This window comes from Actinomycetota bacterium, assembly GCA_030018275.1.
Lineage (GTDB): Bacteria > Actinomycetota > Aquicultoria > Subteraquimicrobiales > Subteraquimicrobiaceae > Subteraquimicrobium.
Map to the genome: position 1 here is coordinate 1 of JASEGB010000002.1, position 24,163 is coordinate 24,163.

20 protein-coding genes and 1 pseudogene are annotated in these 24,163 nt (G+C 44.7%); 3 read left to right on the forward strand and 18 right to left on the reverse strand.

What is annotated here, in order from left to right:
* Positions 1–578: 578 nt before the first annotated feature.
* On the forward strand, positions 579–2,921 hold the full coding sequence (locus QMD66_00945) for a DNA polymerase domain-containing protein (GenBank protein ID MDI6821439.1): 2,343 nt from the start codon (positions 579–581) through the stop codon (positions 2,919–2,921).
* A 19-nt stretch (positions 2,922–2,940) separates the two neighbouring features.
* Here the strand turns inward: QMD66_00945 and QMD66_00950 are convergent, their stop codons facing one another.
* The 5 genes from QMD66_00950 to QMD66_00970 form a co-directional block, all read right to left on the reverse strand.
* Positions 2,941–4,074, reverse strand: a complete 1,134-nt coding sequence (locus tag QMD66_00950; protein ID MDI6821440.1) for a hypothetical protein — start codon at positions 4,072–4,074, stop codon at positions 2,941–2,943.
* Between the two features lie 12 nt (positions 4,075–4,086).
* On the reverse strand, positions 4,087–4,965 hold the full coding sequence (locus QMD66_00955) for a DUF6345 domain-containing protein (GenBank protein MDI6821441.1): 879 nt from the start codon (positions 4,963–4,965) through the stop codon (positions 4,087–4,089).
* Positions 4,966–5,203: 238 nt separating this feature from the next.
* Positions 5,204–5,575, reverse strand: coding sequence for a hypothetical protein (locus QMD66_00960; protein MDI6821442.1), 372 nt, complete (start codon positions 5,573–5,575; stop codon positions 5,204–5,206).
* The gene (locus tag QMD66_00965; GenBank protein MDI6821443.1) at positions 5,572–5,907 is read right to left on the reverse strand and encodes a hypothetical protein; all 336 of its coding nucleotides are present in this window, start codon (positions 5,905–5,907) and stop codon (positions 5,572–5,574) included. Before QMD66_00965 ends, QMD66_00960 begins: the two co-directional genes overlap by 4 nt.
* A 153-nt stretch (positions 5,908–6,060) precedes the next feature.
* Positions 6,061–6,279, reverse strand: coding sequence for a sigma factor-like helix-turn-helix DNA-binding protein (locus QMD66_00970; GenBank protein MDI6821444.1), 219 nt, complete (start codon positions 6,277–6,279; stop codon positions 6,061–6,063).
* Between the two features lie 8 nt (positions 6,280–6,287).
* On the opposite strand from QMD66_00970, the gene QMD66_00975 reads away from it, so the two are divergent.
* Together QMD66_00975 and QMD66_00980 are read left to right on the forward strand one after the other, a co-directional pair.
* On the forward strand, positions 6,288–6,965 hold the full coding sequence (locus tag QMD66_00975) for a TetR/AcrR family transcriptional regulator (protein MDI6821445.1): 678 nt from the start codon (positions 6,288–6,290) through the stop codon (positions 6,963–6,965).
* A gap of 121 nt (positions 6,966–7,086) precedes the next feature.
* Positions 7,087–7,463, forward strand: a pseudogene (locus tag QMD66_00980) (ATP-binding cassette domain-containing protein).
* 76 nt (positions 7,464–7,539) lie between these two features.
* Here the strand turns inward: QMD66_00980 and QMD66_00985 are convergent.
* The 13 genes from QMD66_00985 to QMD66_01045 all read right to left on the reverse strand — a co-directional run bounded on the left by QMD66_00985 (position 7,540) and on the right by QMD66_01045 (position 23,849).
* A complete protein-coding gene (locus QMD66_00985; protein ID MDI6821446.1) occupies positions 7,540–7,980 on the reverse strand; it encodes a DUF4011 domain-containing protein in 441 nt (146 codons plus the stop codon).
* Between the two features lie 1,034 nt (positions 7,981–9,014).
* Positions 9,015–10,193, reverse strand: a complete 1,179-nt coding sequence (gene rpoD / locus QMD66_00990) for an RNA polymerase sigma factor RpoD (GenBank protein ID MDI6821447.1) — start codon at positions 10,191–10,193, stop codon at positions 9,015–9,017.
* A 39-nt stretch (positions 10,194–10,232) separates the two neighbouring features.
* Positions 10,233–12,029: a DNA primase gene (gene dnaG / locus QMD66_00995; GenBank protein ID MDI6821448.1), complete on the reverse strand. Its 1,797-nt coding sequence runs from the start codon at positions 12,027–12,029 to the stop codon at positions 10,233–10,235.
* Between the two features lie 254 nt (positions 12,030–12,283).
* Positions 12,284–13,345: a deoxyguanosinetriphosphate triphosphohydrolase gene (locus QMD66_01000; protein MDI6821449.1), complete on the reverse strand. Its 1,062-nt coding sequence runs from the start codon at positions 13,343–13,345 to the stop codon at positions 12,284–12,286.
* A gap of 25 nt (positions 13,346–13,370) precedes the next feature.
* A complete protein-coding gene (locus tag QMD66_01005; protein MDI6821450.1) occupies positions 13,371–13,496 on the reverse strand; it encodes an NAD(P)H-dependent oxidoreductase in 126 nt (41 codons plus the stop codon).
* Between the two features lie 71 nt (positions 13,497–13,567).
* Positions 13,568–13,696 carry an NAD(P)H-dependent oxidoreductase gene (locus tag QMD66_01010; GenBank protein MDI6821451.1) on the reverse strand — a complete coding sequence of 43 codons (129 nt, stop codon included), beginning with the start codon at positions 13,694–13,696 and terminating at the stop codon, positions 13,568–13,570.
* Between the two features lie 84 nt (positions 13,697–13,780).
* Complete coding sequence (gene ppdK / locus QMD66_01015; GenBank protein MDI6821452.1) at positions 13,781–16,483, reverse strand: pyruvate, phosphate dikinase; 2,703 nt, start codon at positions 16,481–16,483, stop codon at positions 13,781–13,783.
* Positions 16,484–16,795: 312 nt separating this feature from the next.
* Entirely contained in the window at positions 16,796–18,886 is a 2,091-nt protein-coding gene (gene glyS, locus QMD66_01020; GenBank protein ID MDI6821453.1) for a glycine--tRNA ligase subunit beta, read from the reverse strand.
* A 111-nt stretch (positions 18,887–18,997) separates the two neighbouring features.
* Positions 18,998–19,870, reverse strand: a complete 873-nt coding sequence (gene glyQ / locus QMD66_01025) for a glycine--tRNA ligase subunit alpha (GenBank protein MDI6821454.1) — start codon at positions 19,868–19,870, stop codon at positions 18,998–19,000.
* A 221-nt stretch (positions 19,871–20,091) separates the two neighbouring features.
* Complete coding sequence (gene recO / locus QMD66_01030; protein MDI6821455.1) at positions 20,092–20,922, reverse strand: DNA repair protein RecO; 831 nt, start codon at positions 20,920–20,922, stop codon at positions 20,092–20,094.
* 110 nt (positions 20,923–21,032) lie between these two features.
* Positions 21,033–21,755, reverse strand: a complete 723-nt coding sequence (deoC, locus tag QMD66_01035; GenBank protein ID MDI6821456.1) for a deoxyribose-phosphate aldolase — start codon at positions 21,753–21,755, stop codon at positions 21,033–21,035.
* A gap of 326 nt (positions 21,756–22,081) precedes the next feature.
* Positions 22,082–22,465: a cytidine deaminase gene (cdd, locus tag QMD66_01040; GenBank protein ID MDI6821457.1), complete on the reverse strand. Its 384-nt coding sequence runs from the start codon at positions 22,463–22,465 to the stop codon at positions 22,082–22,084.
* Positions 22,466–22,574: 109 nt separating this feature from the next.
* Positions 22,575–23,849: a hemolysin family protein gene (locus QMD66_01045; protein MDI6821458.1), complete on the reverse strand. Its 1,275-nt coding sequence runs from the start codon at positions 23,847–23,849 to the stop codon at positions 22,575–22,577.
* Positions 23,850–24,163: the final 314 nt, after the last annotated feature.

The window sequence follows — 24,163 nt, forward strand, 5'->3', positions numbered from 1 at the left end:
CATGTCCTGCGTTTGTCAAAGGGCAAAGTGTTAACCTAACTCGTTAATAATACAATTTATCACCGCGTAGGTGATAATAGTTTACTGTAACAAAAACCCTTTTTTGTTTGTTAAACATTATCAAGACGATGAGGAAAGTAAGAGGAAAAACCAACAGTGTAAGCGGACCAACGATGTAGAAGCGCCCCGTGCAAGCGAACGCAACCCCTGGGAGAAAAGCAAAGGTATAAAAAGAATCAAGGAGAGGGAAAATAAAGTTTGTTTAGAGCATGCGCCTTTCCTCCATGAGCAGCTTGCACTATTTTCAAATTAGAAAGGTTGAAAGAGGAGAGAACTTCTATCGTTTCGTCAGTGGAGCCATTATCGACAACAATTATCTCCATTTCTCCAGGGTAATCTTCCTCTTATGCCTTCCCAAGTTGGTAAATTAAATATCCACTGAAATTTTAAATCATCTTCGGAAAGCAGGGCAAATTCTCATTTCTCTGAAAATAATTTTTTGTTTTTTTCGCCTTTGCGTAACATATAACTTAACTATGGGATATACTGAAAGAAAGTTTAATTCTTAGTTTTTGATCATGAAAATCTCTTTCTGGCTCCTCGATGTAAACTATGAAGTTCTGGATGATGGTCCTGAAATAAGACTCTGGGGAATAGACCATCAAGGTCAGCGAGCATTGATTTTGGACCGTGGCTTTCTCTCCTCTTTCTACATCCTCCCCGAGAAAGGAAAAGATCCAAAGGATATTGCCGAAAGGATAAAACAAGGTGAACTCTTTCCCGAGATTCTCGAGGCTCAAGTGGTTACCCGGAAATATTTCGGAAAGCCGGTTGAGTCAGTCCAGATCATATGCCGAAATCCCGATGTAATGAGCAAATATGCCAAGAGGCTGATAAAGATGGATGGCATTAGGGATACCGTTGAAGATGATATCCGCTATTCCTCTCAATACTTGATCGATCGGGAAATATTCCCCTGTGGTTGGCACGAAGTCCAGGTCGAAGAAGTCGAAAATGAACTTGCCTGCCTGCCGGCAGGCAGGGCAGCAGAGGTAGATAAGGTGTATCTAGCCAAAAGTCATCCCCAGTTGAAAGAGGGACTCGATTTACCGAGCTTGAGGATATTGGGTCTGTCACTGGTTTGCTATAGTCCCATGGGAACACCGAAACCGGAGAGGGATCCCGTGGTGATAATCTCCCTAGTCTCCAACGATGGTGAAAAAAGACAATTCGTAGCCGAAGATGGGGATGATAGACCTATTATAGAGGGTTTTTTAAAGTACATATCTCAATTTTCACCGGATATCCTCCTTGGATATGGTTCCAATGGTCGCGATTGGCCATATCTTTTAGCCAGATGCAAAAGGCTGGGATTCGAACTCTCCATGGACAGGATGGGGAAAGAACCTCACACTAGCCTCTATGGACATGTATCAGTCACCGGAAGAGCAAATGTAGATCTGTTCGATTTTGCCCAGGATCTCGCCGAGGTCAAGGTCAAGACCTTAGAAAATGTGGCTGAATATTTGGGGATAAAGGGTGGATCGGCGATTGAAGATGCGGATATCCCCTTCTACTGGGAGGATGAGAAGAGAAGAACCGAACTTTTGAAATACTCAATGGACAATACCATGAAGATAATGGGAATAGGCGAAGCTATGCTTGACTACGCCATACAGCTTTCGAACCTCGTGGGTCTACCCCTGGATCATGTGGGAACTGCAGCCGTGGGATTCAGGGTGGATAATTATCTCATCCGTCAGGCTCACAAACTGGGTGAGTTAATCCCAAAAAGGGTGGAGCGTCCCTATTTCCCCTATGTGGGAGCGATCGTCCTTCCACCCGAAGCGGGAATCCACGAGAAAGTAGCCGTTTTGGATTTCAAAGCCATGTATCCGAATCTCATGATCCTCTACAATATATCCCCCGATACTTACGTGAAATCGGGAGAATCTTTGCCGGACAGGGACATCTATATAGCACCAGAGGTCGGATATAAATTTCGCAAGGAACCGCCCGGTTTTTACAAGCAAGTCTTGCTGAGCCTGATCAAAGCAAGGGATGAGATTCGAAAGAGGATGAAAGAACTTAAGTCCGATACTCCACAATACAGAGTGCTTGATGCAAGGCAGAAGGCGGTCAAGGTCATCACCAATGCCTGTTACGGATACGCAGGGTGGATAGGAGCCCGATGGTACTTAAAACCCGTGGCGGAAGCGACGGCCGCTTGGGGGAGGGCGATCATATCCCGCACCATCCAAATGGCTAAAAACGTTGGTCTGCAAATCATATATGGTGATACTGACAGCCTCTTCGTGGCTTACGAGTCAGAAAAAATAGAGAATTTCGGTAGAGAGGTCCAAGGGGAACTGGGATTAGAGATAAGACCGGACAAGATATACGATAGAATCCTATTCACCGAGGCAAAGAAGAGGTATGCGGGTCTGCTCCCCGACGATCGACTGGAAATCGTTGGACTGGAAGTGGTGAGAGGAGATTGGGCGACCATCGCCAGAGATGTTCAGGAGACGGTTTTGGGAATCATCTTAAAGGAACGATCTCCAGAAAAAGCTGCGAGCTTCGTTCGCCAACGCATCTCAGAGATAAAGGAGGGCAAGACTCCTCCAAAGGATCTCATCATCTGGAAAACCTTGACCAAACCATTGAAGGATTATACAGCAAGAGCTCCCCATGTGGAGGCAGCGAAGCGCTTGCTCGACGCGGGTTATAAACTCACCATTGGGGATAAAATTGGTTACGTCATCCTGAAGGGACCGGGCAAACTTTACGAGCGTGCCGTACCCTATACCATGATCTCCCCACAAGATATTGACATCGAATATTACATCTCCAATCAGATTCTTCCCGCAGCCTTAAGGATACTCGAACTCTTCCAAATAAGCGAGGAAGATTTGACTTAGAGACCTCGAAGTGAAGAGATTATGGAATCTCAAATGGGGGATTGTATGGGATCTCGCTGAATGGGGGTTCTTTATAGTACCTATCGGGAATTGCTGGAACATGGATTTCAAATTTCTGTTTTGGTTTCGGGGGGATTTTAAACTTTTTGATTTCCTCTTCGAATTTCTTTCGGTAAATGTCCTCCTCATCCTTTAGTACTTCTCCCTCTATGTAATAGATGGGATGGAATACCTGCTTTCCACTCAATAAAAAGCAAGGATTTGCCCAGTAAGCTAACTTTATCGAAGAAATTTTCATCACCTTGGGTGGTCTGTCGATCCCAAATCCCGTGCACTTGTTATTTCTGATGTCACTTATGACCTCGTCGATGGACTTTATTGGATATTCCCCATATGGCTTCACCTTTGGCCAGAAATAATACACTTGCATTACTTCCCCATTGTGTCCTATTCCAACAGAAATTCTCGCGTGCCCCATTATAGGATATCCATTTAGTTCACCGGAATATCTGACTCCAACTCGGAGCGGCACCACTACGTGTTCCTGCTTAATTGGATCCCATTCACCGCGAGTTTCGGTAACCATTGCTGATTCTTTTAATCGGCTCAGCTCTTCCTTAGTGAGCACATCTGTTTTTAGCAAAAAATCCCGTGCCACCGATTTAGCCTCATCGAGGGAGGGAAGATTTGGATGGGGAGGATTCAAACACTTTTCCAATATCTCTTCAGGAGAAGATGGATATGGCTCCTTGTTTGTATAATCAAATATTCCCGTCTCTGGATCAACATTGATGCATTTTGCCCTACCTTCTTCCTCCTCGCCGATCGCTCTCCAAGCTCCCAAGGCTGAGGTTTCCACTTTCCCTGATATACCAAACCTTGCGGCTAAATCCTTTATCTGTTCATCACTCATGTTCACGGGCTCTATCTTATAGACCATCATCTTTTGTGGGAAAGAAATCTCTGCATCGGGGAGGATGATCTCAACATCTTCACAGATAGGGGCTTGCGAAGCCGATTCTCCCAGGGCTATCGATGGGAGCTCATCCAAGTTAGCTTCCCTGCTCCGAATTCTGGTGAAAGCAACCAGAGAAATGAGCAATGCGGTCAATAAGATTAGGGGCAAGACAATTTTGAATATTTTTCGAAACACACTATTTCACCTCTACTGAACCACGTAATCCCTGTAATCGTAAAACTCTGCTAAGGAGGGACTCCAGGGAACTGGTTGCCAACCAGAAAACCCAAATCCTGGCAGACAATCGCCGTAATCTGCCTTGTAATATTTAATTCTTGCTCGTATCCCTTTCCCTTGGGGTTGCCAATACTCTGCATTTTTTATCCAAGAATCTATAATGTTATATACTGGTAATGGATATTCTGGCGGTGGTTTTATTTGCCCCGTGAGTAGCCATGCCAATGTCATTCCGGAATATGGATGTTCATACATGCTACTGGCGAATCCCAATATTTGATGAACCCCTTCCATCATGTCATATAAACGATTCATCTGGGCAACGGAGCCATAGTTCTTCAAAAAATTACAGGTGGAAAGGAATATCCAATCTAAATCCTGGTCTCCCCACCTTGCATTGGTGGGATACAGAAAATGGTCATCGCGATTATTATAGAAGGCTAACCAACCCGTATATGTTCCATAGTAGGGATTATACCACTCGGGTCCGTGTCCTACCCACATGCCGACATCAACAGCATCTATCCGAATATAATCGATGCCTCCCAACCCATAGTATTTAAAATCTTCCTCCCCCGCATAATCATCACCCCTATATAGTGGATTAGAAAAATCAGAAAATCTTCTCAAATAATATTGGAAATCAAAGGCGATATCATCGGAAGCCAGAATGGGGTCTAACCGTATGGCTTGTCCCCACGCGTAATAAATTTGAAGGGGATCGTAAGCTCCTTGATATTCGACCCCTATCTCCCACACAGCATCGTCTGAGATATCAGCATAGACCACAGCGGGACATAAAAACGCAATAACGAGAGCAGTTACCAGCACTTTCCTGAGCCAGTTCATTTTCACCAATTCCTTTGCTCCCCTAACACCTCCAAAAACATTTTAAACTTATCAAAAAAAGGGGGGGAGTCAAGGACTCTTTTGCAACTTCTGGATAAATCTCAAAAGTGGGAACAAATGCCCGACCTATTTCGTCTAAATTTATAATTCATGCTGCTTTGCCTCATTATCCTGATGGCCTATGATATAAGCTTGAGAAGCCGTGAGAGATCAAAAGTTGTGGAATAAAGATGAAGATCTATCCGCCAGCGGAATACAAAACTTTCCGATCTCTTATGCCCCAAACATAAACTCGTAAATGCTGCAAGCCACCTTTCAGAACTGGCCCTCTTCGATCTATTATGATTATCCAAGCATCCTTCCCTTCAAACTTGGCTCTTTCAGCATATAAGGGGATATCATATTCATCCTTCGATAAGATTTCAAGACACTCCCTAAGCTCCCCCGAATCCCCTCCAAGTCTAGCAGCTTCATCCGCCATGGAGGAGATGATGCGGTCCCTAAATTCAGCACCATAAGTTTGAGTCTCTGCGCCTTCCAGCTTCCATCCTGTGGACTTCAGGAACTCGTTTATCTCGCCCCTATTGTAATTATTTGAACTAATCTTCACCTCATATTTAAGAGTGGGCGCTCCCTCTTTTCCGGCACCTTTATAATGGGAGCTCTTTCCTCGCGAATCGCCGGTGCCTTTAGAGTTCTCTTCTCCTTAAGAAGTATCCCCTGCTGTATTCTTAAAGGGATAATGACCATCAAAAGTAAAGCCAAAAGTCCCGTTGCGATAAGGATGTAGCGAGGAACAAGTCTTAAACTAAATCTCTCCTTAAAAACAGGGACTTTAACTTTCTCGGTCTGGGCATGGACGCGAGCTCGGATATCCCGAGCCAAAGTCAAAGGAATGGGAACTTCCCCAAGCTCCTTTGTGAGATGGACAGTTTCCTTCAATTCTTCGAAACGCTTAAGACAGACACTACAGGAAGTAAGGTGCTCCTCTATTTACCTCCGTTGTTCCCTATCAACTTCGCCATCAATATATGAAGAAAGCAATGATAAAACCCTCTTACACTTCATTTCGATACCTCTATGATTTAGACGGGCTTACCTTCTCAATTGTTCCCTAAGAGGCGCCAATATCTCGGCCAATTTTAGGCGAGCCCGATTGAGTCGGGATTTCACCGTGCCCAAGGATATGTTTAGCACCTCCCCAATCTCTTTATAGCTAAAACCTTGGATATCATGAAGGATAACAACCAAACGATGATCCTTCTTGCCCGTCTTGCATAGATGTAAAGCCCGCTTCACAGAAGGAGGATACATTGGGTCGTATGGTAAAAGACCCTGAAGAACGCAGAATTGAGTTACTAAAAACAGCTCGAGATTTGTTTTATGAATTGGGCTACGAACAAACCTCGGTGCAGAAAATTACGGAAACTGTAGGAATTGCTAAAGGTACCTTCTATCACTACTTCCATTCAAAAGAAGATATCCTTGGTCAGTTAGCTGACTGGCAAACAGAGGAAGTCCTAACAATGATTGAGCATAAAGTTGAAAAGATGGGAGGTAATGCTGTCGAGAAATTCCGTAGTCTTATTGAAAACATAATAAGTTGGAAAACGGAAAATAGGGAAATGATGATAACTTATATCCGGGTGATGTTCCGAGATGAAAATTTTCCACTAAGAAATAAGTTGAATCAAATCTATAGGGAAAAAGTGTATCCCCTCTTTTCTAAAGTTATCCGTCAAGGGACAGAAGAAGGGATTTTTAAGGTGAAAGATGTCGAAGAGACCAGTGAGATTTTTCTTTCAATGTTATTAAGTTGGGCAGAAAGGCTTGCTCCCATAACTCTGTCAGTATTTGAGAATCCGGAACGTATTTCCATTCTCATAAAAAAAGTAAAGGCTTTTGAAAATGCCATCGAAAGAATTCTAGGAGTCAAGGAAGGAACTCTCAAAATCTATGATATCAAAAAAATAAAAAAGTTCTTTTTAGAGGAAGGGTGATCTTCGCTTCAAAGGTTCGTCAGACATATTAATTATTTATTAATCTTTTATAGCTTAAGGAGGGGGTCAAAATGGTGAAAAATTCAGCTCAACCTGAAACAGGCGATGTAAGGGAGAATAGGTAAAGCGAGGTGAGTTTGTAGCCGTCTTAGGGCGCAGCGGAGCGGGCAAGACCACCCTTCTAAATCTTTTGGGGGGAATCGATACGCCCACTTCAGGCATGTCGTCATCGACGGGCTTGATATCTCACACTTCAAGCGGAAAAAGCTCACTCTATTCCGTCGGGAAAAAATCGGTTTCATCTTTCAGTTCTTCAATCTCATCCCCAGCTTGACTGCCAAAGAAAACGTTGAATTCGCTTTAGAACTTGCCTCACGGGATGGAAGCCGTCCAAAGAGAGACGCTACTACCCTGCTCAAGATAGTGGGGCTGGAAGAGAGGCTTAATCACTTTCCCGCACAGCTTTCTGGAGGAGAGCAACAACGAGTAGCTGTGGCACAATTTCGTAAAGTCGATAAGTGGGACATAGTCGCCATTTTTAGCCAGAACTTTTCTTCCGAACAAGTGAAAAAGGTCAAAGACTTCGATGGGGTAAGGAAAGTCCAGGTTGCGTTGATGGTGCCGGCAAAGCTCGAAGCCAAGGGTAACAAACATGAGGGACCATCACCACCATGAAGCCTGCTAAAGCAAAGATATTTAACCGTAATTCATCGCTTGTTAAACTTATAACAAAGGAGTTTTTGTTTTCTTCATATGTTAATTCTGCGGGAATGGTAAAAAGCGGAGCAAATACTTGTTTCCCGTCATTCGTTTTTCCTAATATAAACAAATAGCAATATATGATCTCAAGTTCGTATGGGTTATTAGTGTAATTATCATAAATACGCCGAATTTTTTCAAAAATTTCATTCTCTTCAGATATAGATATGTTCTCCCAAATTGTTTCAATTCTTCCAAGGTGCTGTATGTTGGTATGATGGTACTGGTTGCATTTTTTGATTGCTTTAATGTTCAAAAAGGTCCTTCTGTTGTCTCTTATATTTAGTAGATTTAGAAATACAAAGTTCTTCGCCCTCGCCAAACAACAAAATTTCTTTTCCTGCAATTTAGATATATCGACGAAATGTTTTGCTTCATCACGAATATTGAGAAACAAATGTTGTCCGTGCCGAGAGTGTTTCAAAATCTCATAGCAATATTTAATTAGATTTTTATAATTCTGGTTAGATTCTTTCATATTGAAGGATAAAAAATTAAATTTTTCTTTTCCCCGCCGTTTGATTTTATTTCAAAAAATAATTTTTTCGTCACAAAATTCAACACAACATCTTCTGCGGTCGCTTTCAGTGACGCCCTGATTTTTCTTTTCTATTTCAAAAAACTGCATTGTGTCCTAATTGGCTCCCCGGGCCGGACTCGAACCGGCAACCTAGTGGTTACACTTTGCCCCTACGTTTCCATAGGGAGTGGACTATCTCTTCACCATACCCTTCGACTTCGCTCAGGCCTTAGGTGCTGAGCGCTATAAGTCTCTGCACCTTCCCCAAACTTTGGGGCTTGGCTCAGGGTTACCATAGCTAGTTACTGGTTAAATAGTCAAATGGTTAAATAAAAAGTTTTAATCTCCGTTTAACCATTAACCAATCACCATTTAACCAGCCTTAGGCTTCCCTGAATTCACCCAGTTTTCATCCCGATGTTTCCACCGAGAGCTGCCACTTGACAGCCACCCACTCTACCAATTGAGCTACCGGGGAGCGACTTTATTTGTTTTTTATGCGATGGAGAATGATATCGCTGATTCTGATACGGAAAATTCCGAGATTGTGCTTCTTTTTTCGAAATCGAAAGTTACTTATCTTGATTCGACTGGATATTAGGTCCTCTTGATAAATACTATGATTATCTTACCAATCTCCTCTTTTAAACTCAAATGCTATTGATACCTGTCCTGGGAAATAAACCATGTTAGAACAGCTTTTCTAGCCATCATTTGTTTCTGCTGAAGAATCGCGGGCTATTCTAAAAAATGCCGCTACATTCACTACATTACTCTAAATAGTCTTTGAGTTTTGCGCTACGGCTTGGATGTCTGAGCTTACTTAAAGTTTTGGATTCGATTTGCCTTATACGCTCTCGAGTGACTCCAAAGACCCGACCGACCTCTTCCAAGGTTCGGGGGTGACCATCGATCAACCCGAACCTCAATTCTATTACCTTTCTCTCCCTCTCACTTAAGGTATCTAAAACTTCCCTTAATTGCTCCTGAAGGAGAGAAAAGGATGCAGCATCGGCCGGGACCTCTGCTTCCTGGTCCTCGATGAAATCTCCCAGTTGGCTGTCCTCTTCCTCACCTATGGGCGTCTCCAGGGATACCGGTTCCTGAGAAATCTTCAAAATTTCTCGAACCTTCTCCGGCGAGAGGTCCATTTCCCTGGCGATTTCCTCAGGGGTGGGCTCCCTCCCAAAATCCTGCAGCAGTTGCCTCTGTACGCGGATGAGTTTGTTTATTGTTTCCACCATGTGGACAGGGATTCGAATCGTTCTCGCTTGATCAGCAATGGCTCTGGTAATGGCCTGTCTTATCCACCAGGTTGCATAAGTGGAGAACTTATATCCCTTGCGATAGTCGAACTTTTCTACCGCCCTGATCAAACCCAGATTCCCCTCCTGAATGAGGTCGAGGAAAAGCATACCTCTACCCACATAACGCTTGGCGATGCTCACCACTAAGCGAAGGTTTGCTTCCACCAGTTTTCTCTTCGCAACTGATCCTCCCTCAATCAGACGGTTGAGACGGCGAATCTCCGCTCGGGGGAGACCCGAATTTTCCTCCAGCTTCCTTGCAGCCATCTCACCGGCCTCAATCTTTTTGGCCAGTTCAACCTCCTCTTTGGCGGTAAGCAGGGGAACCTTACCGATCTCCTTCAAATACATACGAACGGGATCGCTCGTGGGAACCCTGGTCGAGAGATCCAGCTCTTTTCCAAAATCCTTTTCCAATTCTTCCTCGCTCTCCTCCTCTATATCTCCCACCTCAGCAACGGAATCCACAACTTCAATTCCCTGCTCTAGGAGGTGTGAATAAATGTTCTCAATCTGCTCCGTCGTGAGATCAACCTCCTGGAGAACATCGGCAATCTCATCGGACGACAGTATACCCTTCTCTTTGCCCTTATTGATTAGACGTTTTACTTCTTCGATTTCTGACTCTTTAAGGTGAGCCACCTTTGCTTCCTCCTAATCCCAGAATGATCTGGGATACGACTAGCTTAAACTACTTCTAAGATTCCTTCTCTTCGCCTCCAATTTAAGTAGCTCCTCGAAAAGAGCATCATACTTTATCGGATTTTTAATCGGATTTATCCGCTCTAATTTGGGCTTAAGAGTATTAATTTGACGTTGAATCTCAAATTCCTTGAGTCTCAATAAAATATCTTTAAAATATTTTTCTCTCTCTTCAACCTCCACTGGTTGAAGCATGAGCTTGCTTATGAGTTTTTGAAGTTCCTCGCGCTTAAATGTATTTAATAAAAGCTCTTGAAGATGCTCATCTGATCTGTAATGCGCTCGCGATTTTAAAATCGTAAACAATTCTCTACACTCGGGCAAGGTGAAATGCTCTTCATCCAGTTCAGCGAGTGCAGCTTTGCATTCCTCCGGGTACTGCAATATCAGCCTTAATAACTCCTGCTCGGCTTTCTCCTGAGCACTTGTGATTACCAGGTCTTCGGAGACCTCTTTAGACGCTCTTTTAGTTTTGGATCTCTTCAGTCTCTTTAATTCAAAGAAAAGTGAATCAAGGGAGACATTTAATTCGTCAGCCAACTTTTTCAGGTATCCTTCCTGTGCCACAGCATTCTTTAGAGCCGCTATGATGGTTAAAGCCTCGCTTGACGCCTTAGCTCGCTGTAAAGATTCACTCAAGTTATACTGGGATAATACCTGTTTTAGGCAAAAATCAATCAGAGGAACGGCATCCTTTAAAAGTTTTTCAAATTCACTCCTCCCGTGTTCAGCAATGAAATCGGCTGGATCTGTACCCATCGGTAATGAAACCACATAAATATCGACTTTCGACTCTCCCAATAATTCCAAATCGCGCTCCACAGCGGCGGTACCCGCCACATCGGCATCAAAAACCAATATTACCCTTTCCCCGAAACGAGCCAGCAAGCGTAGGTGATCAGAGGTAAAAGCCGTTCCACACGTTGCAACCACGTTTCTTATACCCACAGCGCGCAAAGAGAGGACATCCGTATACCCTTCGACCACCAAGCTTTGACCGGTTTTTGCTATCTCGCTTTTTGAATGATATAAACCATACAGGATTGAACTCTTGTTATAAATGGGTGTTTCGGGTGAATTCATATACTTTGGTGATTCACTTAAGTTCTGGGAGTCATCCAGTATTCTCCCACCAAAAGCAATTACCCTACCTCTAACATCAAATATTGGGAACATGATCCTGGAGCGAAACCGGTCATAAAAACCCTTCTCCCCTTTGATTATCAAACCAGCCTCTTCCAACTCATCCAGCTTGAATCCCCTTCCGCATAGGGAATTCAACAACCCATCCCATCGAGAAGGAGCAAGTCCGAGCTTAAAGGCATCGATAATTTCAGCATCATAGCCTCGATTTTTCAAATATTCCCGAGCTTTCCTGCCCTCCTCGCTCTTCAATAGGTTGTGAAAGAAATTCATGGTTTCCTTATTCGCTTCGTACAATCTAGCCCGACGAGATTGGCTTTCTTTCGAACCCCTCTCGTATTGCAAGGTATATCCGACCCTGTCGGCGAGTGCCCTAACAGCATCCGGAAAATCGATATTATCCATTTTCATGACGAAAGTAAAAACACCTCCGCCAATTCCGCAGCCAAAACAGTGATAGAGCTGCTTAACGGGATCGACTATGAATGAAGGTGTTTTCTCCTTATGGAAAGGACATAGAGCTTTGAAGGTACGCCCGCTCTTCTTCAGCGGAACGTATTCCGAGATCACCTCAACCAGATCGTTTCTCTCCCTTACTTCGTTTATATCCTCTTCTTTTATGAAACCGTTCATTGGTCCATCCTTTACAGCAAATAAAGGATTTTAAGTGAGTATATTCTGCCAAAATTCTAGGAACAGATCGGGGTAAAATAGGGAAATTCCGAAGAAAGCCCCTCCATTCAAAGGATATTATAGCATATTTCCTCTCACTTTTCCCAATTTATACGAACAAATGTTTGAAATCTATAAACTAGGCTAAATTTCGACAAAAGTTGGGTATCCCCTTCTAAAGTTGAAAATATTTTGGGATGATGGAAAACTTGGGCTTAGATCATCCAGGCTTTGGGAACGAATAGCTGCTCATAGGTTCTTAAAGCATAGCGGTCGGTCATTCCTGCAACATAGTCGCAGACCTTGATGGGCAATTCCTCCTCGGTTTGCGTGTAGAATTCTGGGGGAAGCTTGCGGGGATCCTTAAGATAATAGAAAAATAGGGTTTTGAGAACCCTTTTTGCCTTCTCATCCTCCATTTTCGCAGGTGAGTCCATATATACTCGCTGCATCAAGAAATTTCTTAAGTTCTCCATGGCCTCGGCAAAGATTGGACTCATTTGGATTCTACCTTCACCCCGTGTCTGCCGACAAGCAGGCGCGCTGCTCCTAATCATATCCATAACCATGGTATTTATCCGTATACCATGGTATTTACCCAGGATTTCGAGGGGACCCTGGGGTAGGTCGCGCTGGGATAAAATTCCTCCTCTAATGGCATCGTCGATGTCATGATTGATATAGGCGATGCGATCCGCTATCCCCACGATTTGTCCCTCCAGTGTGGAGGGGGACTCATCTCCCGTGTGGTGAAGGATTCCATCTCTAACCTCCCAGGTGAGATTGAGACCTTTGCCTCCATATTCGATGAAATCCACCACCCGTAGAGATTGCTCATTATGTCTGAAGGCACAAGGTAGGCTTGGGTAAAGCTCGGGATTCTCATCCTTCACCTGGCACAAACATTCGGTTAAGGCCTCCTCTCCTATGTGACCAAAGGGAGTATGACCGAGGTCATGACCCAGAGCAATGGCTTCTGTGAGATCCTCATTTAATTTAAGGGAGCGAGCTATAGTGCGTGAGATCTGACTGACCTCGAGAGTGTGAGTGAGCCTTGTACGGTAATGATCTCCCTCGGGAGCCAGGAAAACCTGGGTTTTGTGGGAAAGCCTGCGGAAAGATTTGCAATGAACAATGCGGTCTCTATCGCGCTGGAAACAGGTCCGAAGGCTACAGGGTTCCTCGGGGAATTTACGCCCCTTAGAATTTACACTCAATTGAGCGCGGGGCGACAGAAGCCTCTTTTCTTCCTTTTCTATACGTTCACGGATGTTCATACCAATCTCGATTAGCAACGAGCGATCAAACTCGAATGTCGCGAGTCTTATCCCAGAAGGCCTTCATTTGAGCGGAAACCGTTCCAAAGTAGACGGGACTTCCCAGGACTACCCCATCAGCTTGCTTTAATAGATTGAAGACCTCTTCCAGAGGAGTTCTCTCAAAACAACTCTTATCACAAGGGCTAGAGCAGGCATCGCAATAGGGCTTCTCCTGCCCAGCTAAAACTCCGTGACATGGATGATTTTGGTTTTTGCCCCCTTTTCCTTGGCAGCTTGCAACACGCACTCCAAGAGAAAGGCTGTATTCCCATCTTTATTCGGGCTACCATTGACTCCTACTATCAGCATCGTAACCCCCTTGAAGCCGAGAGTCTGTTAGTGAGGAGTCGGGAGTAAATTTAATCTTTTACTATTGACTCCTAACTCCCGACATTACTTGGTGAGGTCTTCCCCGCCGCCAATTCTCGCCTGGGCAGCAGCTAAACGAGCTAAGGGTACCCTATAAGGCGAGCAGCTCACATAGTCCAGACCTATATGATCGCAAAACTTCACTGATCTTGGCTCGCCCCCGTGCTCACCACAGATCCCCAATTTGAGTTCAGGGTTTGCTTTTCGTCCAAGTTCACATGCCATATACATGAGCTTGCCAACACCAGATGGATCCAATATTTCAAAGGGATTGTACGGGAGAATCCCCCCCTCCAAATACCTCGCCATGAACTTACCCTCAGCGTCGTCCCGACTAAAGCCAAAGACGGTCTGGGTAAGATCATTGGTGCCAAAGGAGAAGAAATCGGCATATTTGGCGATTTCATCTGCAGTCACAGCAGCTCGAGGAACCTCGATCATGGTCCCTACAGCATATGGTATATCCACACCTGAAGATTCAAGAATCTCATTGGCAATCCCCTCAACTTTTTCCCTCAAAACCTTGAGCTCACCAGCATGAGCAGCTAAGGGGATCATCACCTCAACCTTTGGAGTTATCCCCTTTCTGGCCACGTTGCAAGCGGCTTCGAATATGGCTCGAGTCTGCATTTCGTAAATTTCGGGATAGACCAGACCCAACCTGCAACCACGCAGTCCAAGCATGGGATTGACCTCCGCCTGAGCTCGCACCTTATGAAGCAATTTTTCCTTCTCTCGTATCACCTCATCCGGTGCCTTCTTGTATTTCAACTCCATCAGTTCTACCTGTAGTTCCGTTAGATTTGGTAGAAACTCATGGAGGGGAGGGTCTAAAAGTCTGATGGTCACGGGCAGATCCTTCATGACCTTGAAAATTTCCTCGAAATCCCTCCTCTGCATGGGAAGCAATTTCTCCAAAGCTTTCTTGCGTTCTTCAACGGTGTCGGCGAGGATCATCTGCCGAACTAAGGGCAATCTGTCCTCGGCAAAGAACATGTGCTCAGTTCTACATAGTCCGATACCCTCCGCACCGAACTCCAGGGCTTTCCTGGCATCCCTGGGCAAATCGGCGTTTGCTCTCACACCCAATCTGCGCCTTTTATCTGCCCAACCGAGAATCTTTTTCAGATCCTCACTTATCTCAGGGGGAATGAGGGGAACGCTTCCCAAAATGACTCGACCCGTTCCTCCGTCGATGGTAATTACATCTCCTTCTCTTACGATCTCGTCGTCCACCTTGAACAGACAGTTTTCGTAGTCGATCTTCACATCCTCACAGCCACAAACGCACGGTTTACCCATACCCCGAGCTACAACTGCAGCATGACTGGTAAGCCCACCGTGGCTTGTGAGAACCCCTTGAGCTGCAATGATGCCATGGATATCATCAGGGGTAGTCTCCCAACGAGTCAGGATAACCCTTTCCCCAGTACTCCCCAGCTCCTCTGCCTTATCGGCATCGAAGACAACCTTGCCCGTGGCCGCTCCCGGTGAAGCGGGCAGTCCCCTGGCTAAGACTTCCACCTTGGCTTTTGGATCAAGCCTGGGATGGAGAAGCTGGTCTAATTGATAGGGATCGATCCTGGATATAGCTTCCTCCTCGCTGATGAGTCCCTCCTCCATCATATCCACGGCGATCTTTATGGCAGCCGAGGCTGTTCGCTTTCCCGTTCGGGTCTGGAGCATATAAAGTTTGCCCTTCTCTATGGTGAATTCGATATCTTGCACATCTCTATAATGCTCCTCGAGGGACTCCGCCACTCTCCCCAGGAACTCATAATTCTCGGGCATTTCTTCCCTAAGCTCGGCTATGGACTGAGGAGTCCTTATTCCAGCCACTACATCCTCACCCTGAGCATTGGTCAGATATTCGCCATAGAGCTTCCTCTCTCCCGTGGCCGGATCCCGGGTAAAGGCTACTCCCGTAGCTGAATCACTCCCCATATTGCCGAAGACCATGGTCTGGATGTTAACCGCAGTACCCAGGTCATCGGGGATATTGTGAGCCTTTCTGTAAACTATGGCTCTCGGATTATTCCAAGATTCGAATACTGCAGCGATGGCTTTATCCAGCTGCTCTAGAGGTTCCGAGGGGAATTCCTTCCCAGTTTCCTCCCTTATGATTCCCTTGAATGTCCCAACGAGCTCCTTTAAATCCGCCGCCGTGAGCTCCGTATCCGATTTGACACCTCTTCTCTCCTTAAGACTGGCCATCGCCTGTTCAAATTTGTCACCATCGACCTTTAAAACCACATTCCCAAACATTTGGATGAAACGGCGGTAAGCATCGCAGGCAAATCTTTCATCGCCCGTGAGGCGGATGAGTCCCTTGACCGTGACATCATTTAGGCCCAAGTTGAGCACGGTATCCATCATACCAGGCATCGAAAAAGCGGCTCCAGAGCGAACGGAGACGAGAAGAGGATTTTCCGGATCACCGAACTTCTTCTCGGTTCTTTCCTCAAGAGACTTAAGATGAGCTAAAATCTCCTCTTTCAAACCAGGAGGATAAGACCCGGTCTTTGAATACTTCCGGCAGGCCTCAGTGGAAATTACAAATCCTGGAGGTACGGGCAGACCGAGATTTGTCATCTCGCAGAGGTTTGCCCCCTTTCCCCCCAAAAGAAATTTCATCTTTGCGTTGCCTTCTTCAAAATCGTAAACGTATTTTAAGGTAACCTTTGCCTCAGTTATCTCTGTCCCCTCAAGAATTTCTTTCTCCTCCATGGGACCTCCCAGGCCTAAGACTTAGATCCACCTAGACAAGGTTATAATAACACTAAGGCGTATCATAAATTAAAATCCGAGCCTTCAAATCCAAAATTTAAAACTCAAAATGAAAAATGACAAAGTAAAATCCAAAATGAACTCATGTCCAAGGTCTTTATAATCTTTGACTTCGGACTTTGGATAAGGAAACACAGGCTTAAAATAATTTTTGATTTTTGATCTGTAATTTTGATTTTTGCATTTTAAGCGTAAGGTAGATACCTTGAATAATTTTATTATAAAAGTTAAACTTCGCCAAAGTACATCCTGTTAATTTCCGGGTATAACCAGTTGGGAAAAATCGGCTATTTTCAGGAAGAGCTCAACGCACCTATTGAGAAGAGAAACTCGATTATGGCGAATCCTTTTGTCCTCCGTCATCACCAATACTTCATCAAAAAAGCGGTCAACATAGGGTCTAAGCCCCGCTAAAGCCTCTACGGCTCGATCATAATCGGCTCTCTTTAAACATTCATCGATGATTTTCTCGACCTCAATCAATCTTTGATAGAGCTCCCTTTCCTCCTCCTCTGAAAGGAGTTGTTCTTTTACCCTGCTCCCTAGGCTGGGATTGGAAAGGTTCTTGCACCTCGTAAAGGCCACGATTAAGTCGTCCAGGATGGGACTCTGTTTATACTTGGCTATGGACACGACTCTATCCCTCAAATCCGTCAAATTGTCGGGTTTTTCACCGAGGACTGCATTGATGATATCATAGTTGAAATCTTCGGATAGCAACTCACTTTTGAACCTCCCCATGAAAAAGTCCTTAAGCTCCATTTCAACCTCTTCGAAAGGGCGATTTTTGAAGCCCGCCTTATGATAAAGATCGAGGGAAAGATGGATCATCTCCGAGAGGGAGAGGGGAAATCGATTCTCCAGAATTATGCTGATTATCCCCTGTCCTTGTCGACGGAGGGAATAAGGATCCTCAGAGCCTGTGGGAGGAAGTCCCACCGAAAAGTAGCCAACAATGGTATCCAATTTATCTGCGATGCTCACGATTTTCCCCACGGGCGTTGAAGGAAGGATATCGGAGGCAAAACGGGGGAGATAATGTTCAAAGATCCCCACAGCTATGCCCTCGGGCTCACCTGAAAGGCGAGCATACTCCCTGCCCATAATCCCCTGGAGGTCTGAAAATTCTCCAACCATCTCGGTGAGCAAATCCGCTTTACTCAAATAAGCTACCCTTTCGGCCTCCTTTATAGTACCCTCGTCGACCTTGAGAGCCCGTCCAATCTCCATAACCAGATTTTGAACGCGCTTCGCCTTATCATGAAGTGTACCCAATTTCTCCTGGAAGATTATGCCTTCAAGTTTCTCTACTCGGGCGGCAAGTGGCTCTTTCTGATCTTCCTCGTAAAAGAATTTGGCATCAGCCAGTCGAGCGATGAGTACCATTTCGTGACCTTTTCTGATGATATCATCGTGCTTTGGATCACCATTATGAACTACGATAAAGTGGGGCAAAAGATTGCCCCCTTCGTCCTCAACGGGAAAATATCTCTGATGTGACTCCATGACGGTGGCTAGGACATCATGAGGTAAAGAAACGTACTCTGAAGGGAAAGTGCCGAAGATCGTATGGGGAAATTCAACTAGGTTTACAACCTCGGCAAAGGTCTGAGGATCAATCAATGCCCTTCCACCAATTTCCTTAGCGGCTTGCTCGATCTGATCCCTGATGATCCTCTCCCTTTTCCGATGATCCACGACGACCTTGCCCTTTTCCTCCAAAATACCGAAATAATCTCGAGGATTTTTAACCTTCAATGGATTTTTCGCCAAAAATCTGTGTCCCCAGGTAAGATTGTTTGCTCTTAAATTATCAAGGGAGAAATCGACAACTTCATTTCCATAAAGAGCCAATAACCACCTTATGGGTCTGACAAATCGAATCTCCCCCTTTCCCCAACACATGGACTTAGGAAAAGATAGTGATAATATGATCTGGGGAAGGAGCTTAGGAAGCAGTTGAGATGTGGGCAGACCCTTTTCCTTTTTGATGGCGAATACGTAATCCCCTTGAGGAGTAGACTTCACTACGAGATCTGTTACCTTGACCTTTTGTGCACTGGCGAATCCTATGGCCGCTGCCGTGGGTTCACCATCACTGGTGTAAGCAACCTTCCTAGCCGGACCCCTGACTTCATGCACAATCTCGCTTTGCACTTCGGAAAGGTTGGTAACAAGCAGGACGAGTCGGCGGGGCGTCCCCACGGCATCTAAACTTAAAAAGGAGAGCCTTTTGGCTTCGAGCATCCTTGAAGCATTTTCCCTCAATTGCTCGATGCCTAAGTTAACTGCAGAAGCGGGCATCTCCTCCGTTCCTACCTCCAGCAACAAATCTTTACCCATCTCTTCTTTCCCCTATGACTCCAGATTTCTTCAACGCTCGCCAGCAACTCCTGGTTCAGGGATGAGGGACGATCCCTCTAGACTTCTCCCTCTAGACTTCTCCCTCTAGCCTTATTTGCTTTTTAATAGGGGGAAGCCAAGTTTCTTCCTATAGGCGATATATGCCTCGGCGACACTCTTGGCCAAATCGCGGACCCGATTGATGTAGCGAGTTCGCTCCTGATGGCTGAGCACCCCCCTGGCATCAAGGAGGTTAAAGACATGAGAGCATTTAAGAACATAATCATAGGCAGGGAGAATCAAACCCTTTTTCAAAACAGTTTTTGATTCCTTTTCAAACTTACCGAACAGATCAAAAAGCATGTTCACGTTGGCGAGTTCAAAATTATATTTAGACCATTCGACCTCTCCATGATGATGGATTTCTCCATATGTTATGCCATCTATCCACTCCAAATCGAAAATACTCCCCTTCCCCTGAAGGAACATGGCAATTCGTTCTATCCCGTAAGTTAGCTCCGCGGAAATGGGTTTCAAATCTAACCCGCCGACCTGTTGAAAGTATGTGAATTGAGTAATTTCCATCCCATCGAGCCATACTTCCCAGCCAAGACCCCAAGCACCCAAAGTTGGGGACTCCCAATCGTCCTCGACGAATCGAACATCGTGCTTCTTGGAATCGATGCCCAGTTTCTCAAGGCTAGCCAGATAAACATCCTGGACATCATCGGGTGATGGTTTTAAGATGACTTGAAACTGATAATAAAATTGGAGTCTATTGGGATTTTCCCCATATCTTCCATCCGTGGGTCGACGCGAAGGTTCCACATAAGCCACTTTCCAGGGTTCAGGTCCCAAACACCTCAAGAAAGTAGCGGGATTAAAGGTCCCCGCTCCGACCTCCACATCATGAGGTTGAGCAACTACACAACCATAATCCGCCCAGTATGATTGCAAAGTGAAGATTATCTCCTGGAAATTCACCTTGCCCTCCAGTTAAAAATGGAATTTGGGGTCTCGGAGGCACAATGTAAAATCTATATTCTCCATGCAATAAAAACCTCTCCTCCACGAAACCAAAACTCAGGACGAGAGGCAAAACACGATATGGAAGTTTGAGGTAATACTAACAAAGGAAATAAGAGCAGTCAACATCAACTTCAGGATAAGGGACGAATCAAGAATCTAGAGGGAAAAATCTTTTCCTATTTTCTCATCCCTTTAGACTTCTCCCTTATCCCTTTCCCTGCTTTAGAGAGGTACTTTCGACTTTTAAGCCTCACTTGCAAATGATAATTCACATAACCCTGAGTCAATTTAAAGAGTTCCTCCTCCACCTTTTGGTCGATTTCAATCCCCGATATCTCCTCGATATCCATGAAAAGCAATCGATTGAGCATATCGATGGATTGAGAGGAAATTGGAATGGCATTTACATCAGCCTCCCTGCCGGCAGGCACGGTGTGGTTGCATCTCATGCATATTATACCGCCTAATTCGCAACTAAATTTAGCCTGCCTGCCGGTAGGCACGGCCCTCGAGCTTGATGCACTTAAGTGTCTCCCGCAAACCACACAATTAAAGAGACTGGGATGAAACCCTGAGATGGACATGAGTTGAATATCGAAGGTGATGAGGAGGAGTCGAAGGTTCGCTTTAATTTTCGCGAGAGTCCCCAAAACGGTGAGGAGAAACTCAAAAAGCTGACTATCTTTCTCTCCATCGGGAGTAATTTTGTCAACCAGGTCGAGCATGGCCAGACCATATTCCACCTTCTCTAAATCATCTCGGATATCCTTGAAAGAGGAGATGATCTCCGCTTGAGCGACGGTATCCAAATTCCTTCCCTGATATACCAATAGATCTACGTGAGTGAAAGGTTCAAGTCTACTGCCAAACTTACTGGTCGTTCTTCGAATGCCCTTTGCCACTGCACTTATTTTGCCTCGAGAATTGGTGTAGATTGTGATTATCTTATCGGCTTCGCCGAGTTTTATGGATTTCAGTACAATACCTTGGGTCTTATATAAGGACACTAAAAACCCCTCGCAAATCCTCCATGTTAGCTCTGAGGCTCAGTGGCTCAGCTTCAGAGCTCCTAGCTTCCCATTAGCTTATAACTCGATTCACAGCCAACCCTTCCCAATTATCGCGACTTTTGACCCTTGACTCCTAGCTTTTGGAGGAATTCTTCCATAATCTGGACTCCAGCACTTGTTCCAATGCGGGACGCACCAGCATCTAGCATCATCATGACCTGTTCGTATGTTCTTATGCCCCCGGAGGCTTTAATGCCTATTTCAGGACTTACTGACTCCCGCAAGAGCATTACATCCTCAATGGTAGCACCTCCCGGACCAAACCCCGTTGAGGTTTTAACAAAATCCGCTCCCGCCTCCTCGACGACTCTGCAAGCAATGCGCTTCTCCATATTGGTGAGATAACAAGTTTCTATGATCACCTTGACTAAAATCGTACCCGCACTTTCCTCGATTTCCTTTTGTCGTACTACATCCACAACGGTATGGATATCACGGTGGACGATTTCCAAATCTCCAGCTTTTAGGGCTCCGATGTTCATCACCATATCGATCTCTCGAGCCCCCCGTTCAATCACATTCTCAGCCTCAAAACGCTTGGTGATTGGGGCGCTCGCCCCCAGGGGGAAACCCACCACAGTGCCTACCTTTACTGGGGAATTCTTAAGAAGTTCAGCGGCCAAATTGACGTAAAAGGGATTGACAAATACCGTTGCAAAATTATATGCCCTCGCTTCCCTGCATAATCTCCTTATATCCTCCGGGATTGCATCTGGTCGTAAGAGGGTATAGTCGATGCTTTTGGCCAGCTCTCCTTTAGTGATGGTCATCCGCGCCCCCTAGCAATCATTGGTGGAATCGACCAAAAATGAGTTAATTATGCCATAGACATAATTTCAAAAAGTAAGGCTTTAAAAATCCTAAATTCAAAATCCTAAATCTTGTTTCATTTTGTTTTGAAACTTTGGATTGTTCAACTGAGTTCACAACGAAGTTTTGGTCTATTTGATATTGTTTAGAATTTGGTGCTTTGTGCTTAAGATTTAAAACATTCCTTTGCTTAAGGATAATGTTTTGGCAAAAAAGAGCTTCTGCCGTAGCGATTTATGTCTAGCCTATAAATAATATTATGTGGAGGAGACTGGTATCGTTAATCTTATCCTAGTACAAAAGGTTTGGGAAGTAGCTCCCTAGCGGTCATTACGAGCCGCTTCCCCTCAAGATTCACCATAAGAATGGATATATCTGGATTGAATTCAAAGAGAACCTGCCTACAAGCACCACATGGAGAACATGGTTCCTTGGTATCCGTCACAACCACGAGTTTGGTAAAATCACTGCATCCTTCAGAAACAGCCTTTAATAGGGCAACCCTCTCAGCACAAATGGATAAACCACATGAGGCATTCTCAATGTTACATCCAGTGAAAATTCGACCATCAGAAGCCAAAAGAGCCACTCCAACTCTAAAACTAGAGTAAGGAGCATAGGCTTTAAGACGGGCTTGCTTTGCTATCTCGATTAACTCTTCTTCTTTCAATGTCACCTCAATCAATACAAATTTAAGATGCATTTTATAGCCTAGACATAATTCACGCTTAATAATTCGAGATCACTCTATTTATGTCTAGGGCACGCTGCATTTTGGATTATTTTGACTGGTTTTCGAGTTTATCGGGATTTTTGGTTATTAAAATCTTGGAAATTCTTCTCCCAACCACCTTTTCTACAGTGAAGGTGAGTCCCTCGAAATCGACCTTCTCTCTCTCAGATGGAATCTTGCCCACTAAATTATAAACAAAACCACCGATCGTATCACATTCAAAATCGGGGAGATTTGTGCCCAAAATCTCATTTACCTCATCCAAGTTGACCCTGGCATCGACTCTTATATTGTTATCGTCGATTCGCTCGATCATGACCTTTTCCAAATCATATTCGTCGTAAATCTCTCCCACTATTTCTTCAAGAAGATCTTCTATGGTAACAAGCCCAGCGGTACCCCCGTACTCATCGACCACTATGGCCATATGTTGTCTCTTGCGCTGGAGTTCCCTTAAAAGTTCGCTCACCTTTTTTGTTTCGGGGATATAATGAACCGGTCGAACGAGTTTTTTCAAAGGAATTTTTGCATTCCCCTTCGCCACCTGGGTCAAAAGATCCTTGGAATATATGATCCCTATGATATTGTCCACGGTGTCTTCATAGACGGGAATTCTGGAATGTTTCTCCTTAGCAAAGAGAGCGAGAACCTCTTCCGAGGAAGCATTACTATCCACGCATACCATATCCATCCTGGGAACCATTACTTCTCTTACAACCGTGTCCCCAAACTCAAAGACGCTATGAATCATCTCCTTCTCTTGTTCCTCAATTACGCCCTCTTTCTCCCCCACGGAGACCATCGTCTTTAATTCCTCCTCAGTAATGAATGGACCTTCCTTCATGGTCTTCCCGCCAAAAAGTCTTATGAACATGTTGGCAATGAAAATAAACAATCGAGCTATGGGAAAGAGAACTATGCACAGGAGGGAAATGGGTCTGGCAACCAACAATGCAATTCGCTCCGCATTCTGTGCAGAGAAGGTCTTAGGGGTAATTTCTCCATAAACAAGAACCAAGAAGGTAACTACCCCGGTGGAAATTACGGCGGGATAGCTTAGACCAAGATTTGCCGCCGTGACCGCGGCTAGTGAAGCGGCACCAATGTTCACAAGGTTATTCAACAAAAGAATCGTGGCCAAAAATCTGGCTGGGTGTTCCAAAAGAGCCTCTAAGATAGCCGCTCCAGAAACTTTTTCCTCGACCATGTGTTTAACTTTGATGCGATTCACCGAGGTAAGAGCGGTCTCAGCGGCAGACGAAAAGGCAGAAAGCACAAGTAAGGTCAGGAAACCAATCAGCGATAATATGCTACTTTCCAAGTTGACTCCTCCTAGTACTATCGTACAGCATCTTATACCCTTCCCACAATATGTATCATTCCCACAATATGCATCATTTCAAATTCAAAATTCAAAATGTTTAAACTAGTTTGGCAAAAAGCTTTATTAATGCTCCAGCCAGCCAGTCTCAAATTCTCAAGATTTGAGAGCACTCAGCCGACTAATTTAACTGACTATATATCCAATAAAGAATAAATTTGAAAACTAAATTTGGGTTAACACTATGGTCGGGTGAAGTGCCTCGAATGTCTAAGATGTAAACCTGACTCGTTAATAGTCCAATTTACATTTTG

Bases quoted from the DNA above. Each gene is read 5' to 3' on its own strand.
- QMD66_00955 (MDI6821441.1), bottom strand. From the start codon at position 4,965: ATGAACTGGCTCAGGAAAGTGCTGGTAACTGCTCTCGTTATTGCGTTT.
- QMD66_01010 (MDI6821451.1), bottom strand. From the start codon at position 13,696: ATGCTGATAGTAGGAGTCAATGGTAGCCCGAATAAAGATGGGAATACA.
- deoC (MDI6821456.1), bottom strand. From the start codon at position 21,755: ATGACCATCACTAAAGGAGAGCTGGCCAAAAGCATCGACTATACCCTC.
- QMD66_00975 (MDI6821445.1), top strand. From the start codon at position 6,288: ATGGTAAAAGACCCTGAAGAACGCAGAATTGAGTTACTAAAAACAGCT.
- QMD66_00945 (MDI6821439.1), top strand. From the start codon at position 579: ATGAAAATCTCTTTCTGGCTCCTCGATGTAAACTATGAAGTTCTGGAT.
- glyS (MDI6821453.1), bottom strand. From the start codon at position 18,886: ATGGGTAAAGATTTGTTGCTGGAGGTAGGAACGGAGGAGATGCCCGCT.
- QMD66_00970 (MDI6821444.1), bottom strand. From the start codon at position 6,279: ATGTATCCTCCTTCTGTGAAGCGGGCTTTACATCTATGCAAGACGGGC.
- ppdK (MDI6821452.1), bottom strand. From the start codon at position 16,483: ATGGAGGAGAAAGAAATTCTTGAGGGGACAGAGATAACTGAGGCAAAG.
- QMD66_01000 (MDI6821449.1), bottom strand. From the start codon at position 13,345: ATGAACATCCGTGAACGTATAGAAAAGGAAGAAAAGAGGCTTCTGTCG.
- dnaG (MDI6821448.1), bottom strand. From the start codon at position 12,029: ATGAACGGTTTCATAAAAGAAGAGGATATAAACGAAGTAAGGGAGAGA.